The organism is Mycobacterium sp. (assembly GCF_040509115.1).
Taxonomy (GTDB): Bacteria; Actinomycetota; Actinomycetes; order Mycobacteriales; family Mycobacteriaceae; genus Mycobacterium.
Map to the genome: position 1 here is coordinate 1 of NZ_JBEVLO010000512.1, position 3,093 is coordinate 3,093.

The window sequence follows — 3,093 nt, forward strand, 5'->3', positions numbered from 1 at the left end:
AGCGTGAGGGAGTCAACCTGACGTATCTGCCGTTCTTCACCGTCGCGGTGATCGACGCGCTCAAGGCCCACCCGAACGTCAACGCCAGCTACAACGAGGACACCAAGGAGATCACCTACTACGACGCCGAGCACCTGGGCTTCGCAGTCGACACCGAACAGGGTCTGCTCTCCCCCGTCGTCAAGAACGCGGGCGATCTGTCGCTCGGCGGCCTGGCCAGGGCCATCGCCGACATCGCGGCCCGCGCCAGGTCGGGCAACCTGAAGCCCGACGATCTGTCCGGCGGCACGTTCACGATCACCAACATCGGCAGCCAGGGCGCGTTGTTCGACACCCCGATCCTGGTGCCGCCGCAGGCGGCGATGCTGGGCACCGGTGCGATCGTCAAGCGCCCGCGCGTGGTGGTCGACGACAACGGCAACGAGTCGATCGGCGTGCGGTCGGTGTGCTACCTGCCGCTGACCTACGACCACCGACTGATCGACGGCGCGGACGCAGGCCGGTTCCTGACCACCATCAAGAGGCGGCTCGAAGAGGGAGCGTTCGAGGCCGACCTCGGACTGTAGATCTCGCGGACTGTAGATCTCTGGTGACATCCGGACGGGCCGTCGTCGCGATCGCTGGTTCCTCGGGACTGATCGGCTCGGCGTTGACGACGACGCTGCGCGCGGCCGACCATCGGGTGTTGCGCATCGTGCGTCGTCCGCCGTCGAACGCCGACGAGGTGTTCTGGAATCCGGACAGTGGCGAATTCGACGCGAGCGCACTGCGCGGTGCCGATGCCGTCGTCAATCTGTGTGGGGTTGGCGTCGGCAGCAAGCGTTGGTCGGGTGCGTTCAAGCAGTGCTTGCGCGACAGCCGGATCGGTCCGACGGAGGTGTTGGCGCGCGGGGTCGTCGAGGCGGGCGTGCCGGTGTTGGTCAATGCGAGCGCCGTCGGCTTCTACGGGGACACGCGCGACCGCGTCGTGGACGAGTCGGCGCCCGTCGGACGGGGATTCTTGGCCGGGCTGTGCGAGGACTGGGAGACCGCGACCGAGTCCGCCCGCAGCGCGGGCGTCCGGGTGTCGCTGTTCCGCACCGGTCTGGTGATGTCGCCGTCGGGCGGGATGGTGGCGCGACTTCGCCCCCTGTTCTTCCTCGGGCTTGGCGCGCGGCTGGGCAACGGCCGTCAGTACATGCCGTGGATCAGCCTTGAAGACGAGGTGCGGGCACTGCTTTTCGCGATCGGTCACGACGAGGTCTCCGGACCGGTCAACGCAACCGGGCCTGCACCCGTCACCAACGCCGAGTTCACCGCGGCGCTAGGCCGTGCGCTCAACCGCCCGACGCCCATGAAGGTGCCTGGATTCGCGTTGCGGGTGATCCTCGGGGAGTTGGCCGACGAGGGCCTGCTCGGCGGGCAACGCGCGATTCCGGCGACGTTGGAGCGGGCGGGCTTCGAGTTTCACCACAACACGATCGGCGAGGCATTGAGCTATGTCACTGCGCCCAAGGACGTCTGAGGCAGCTGCGCGCGCGTAGCGTGAGCACCATGGGTTTGCAAGGGCGCCGGGAATCCGTCCGATCGGCTGACACCGACATCGACGTGCGCCGACTCGGCGTCGTCGACTACCTCACCGCCTGGGACGTGCAGCGCGACGTGTTCGAGGCCCGCGTCGCCGGTGGCCGCGACACTCTGCTGCTGCTCGAACACCCGCCGGTGTACACGGCGGGCAAGCGCACCGAGCCCCACGAGCGACCGCTGGCCGGCGACGTTCCCGTGGTCGAAACCGACCGCGGCGGCAAGATCACCTGGCACGGGCCCGGGCAGTTGGTCGGCTATCCCATCGTGGGTTTGGCGGAGCCGCTGGACGTGGTGAACTTCGTCCGCCGCTTGGAGGACGCGCTGATCGCGGTCTGCGCCAGCTTCGGTCTGGCGACCGGCCGGGTCCAGGGCCGCTCGGGGGTGTGGGTGCCTGCCGACCCCGCGCCGAGCCACGACGGGGCCCCAGCGCGGCCGGCCCGCAAGATCGGCGCCATCGGCATCAGGGTCGCTCGCGCCACGACGCAGCACGGATTCGCCCTGAACTGCGACTGCGACCTCTCGGCCTTCTCGTCCATCGTGCCGTGCGGCATCTCCGATGCAGGCGTGACGTCACTGACGGCCGAGTTGGGACGCCGGGTCACGGTGGAGGACGTGACGGACACCGTCGCCCGCGCGATCCAGGACGCACTCGACGGCCGTCCAGCGCTAGCATTGACCAAGTGAGCATCGAAACTGGCGGCGCACCTCAATCTGAAATCGCCGGCCTGCCGGTGTCACCGAACGGGCGCAAGTTGTTGCGTCTCGAGGTCCGCAACGCCGAGACCCCCATCGAGCGCAAGCCGCCGTGGATCAAGACCAAGATGAAGTTGGGTCCCGAGTACAAGGAACTCAAGGCGCTGGTCAAGCGCGAAGGTCTGCACACCGTCTGCGAGGAGGCGGGTTGCCCCAACATCTACGAATGCTGGGAGGACCGCGAGGCCACGTTCCTCATCGGTGGCGAACAGTGCACCCGCCGGTGCGACTTCTGCCAGATCGACACGGGCAAGCCCGCCGAACTGGACCGTGACGAACCGCGCCGGGTCGCCGAGAGCGTCCAGGCGATGGGGCTGCGCTACTCCACGGTCACCGGCGTCGCCCGCGACGACCTGCCCGACGGCGGCGCGTGGCTGTACGCGGAGACGGTGCGTCAGATCAAGGCACTCAATCCGAACACCGGCGTGGAGTTGCTGATCCCGGACTTCAACGCCATCCCGGAGCAACTCGAGACGGTCTTCGAGACGCGTCCGGAGGTGTTGGCGCACAACGTGGAGACGGTGCCGCGGATCTTCAAGCGGATCCGGCCTGCGTTCCGCTACGAGCGCAGCCTCTCGGTGATCACCGCCGCTCGCAACTACGGTCTGGTGACCAAGAGCAATCTGATTTTGGGCATGGGCGAGACGCCCGATGAGATCCGCGTCGCGTTGACCGACCTGCACGAGGCGGGCTGCGACATCATCACGATCACGCAGTACCTGCGGCCGACGGTTCGCCACCACCCCGTCGAGCGCTGGGTGAAGCCCGAGGAGT

The 3,093-nt window shown here is 67.9% G+C and carries 4 protein-coding genes; all 4 read left to right on the plus strand.

The window, feature by feature from the left end; translation table 11 throughout:
* A partial coding sequence (locus ABW137_RS34660; protein WP_526407304.1) for a 2-oxo acid dehydrogenase subunit E2 occupies positions 1–566 on the plus strand: 566 nt, incomplete at its 5' end.
* A 23-nt stretch (positions 567–589) separates the two neighbouring features.
* Positions 590–1,504, plus strand: a complete 915-nt coding sequence (locus tag ABW137_RS34665; protein WP_526407306.1) for a TIGR01777 family oxidoreductase — start codon at positions 590–592, stop codon at positions 1,502–1,504.
* A 29-nt stretch (positions 1,505–1,533) separates the two neighbouring features.
* Complete coding sequence (gene lipB / locus ABW137_RS34670) at positions 1,534–2,250, plus strand: lipoyl(octanoyl) transferase LipB (RefSeq protein WP_526407308.1); 717 nt, start codon at positions 1,534–1,536, stop codon at positions 2,248–2,250.
* Between the two features lie 41 nt (positions 2,251–2,291).
* Positions 2,292–3,093, plus strand: an 802-nt coding sequence (locus tag ABW137_RS34675) for a lipoyl synthase (protein WP_526407310.1), incomplete at its 3' end; no start/stop codon positions are given.

Coding starts and splice junctions, on each gene's coding strand:
- lipB (WP_526407308.1), top strand. CDS start 1,534: ATGGGTTTGCAAGGGCGCCGGGAATCCGTCCGATCGGCTGACACCGAC.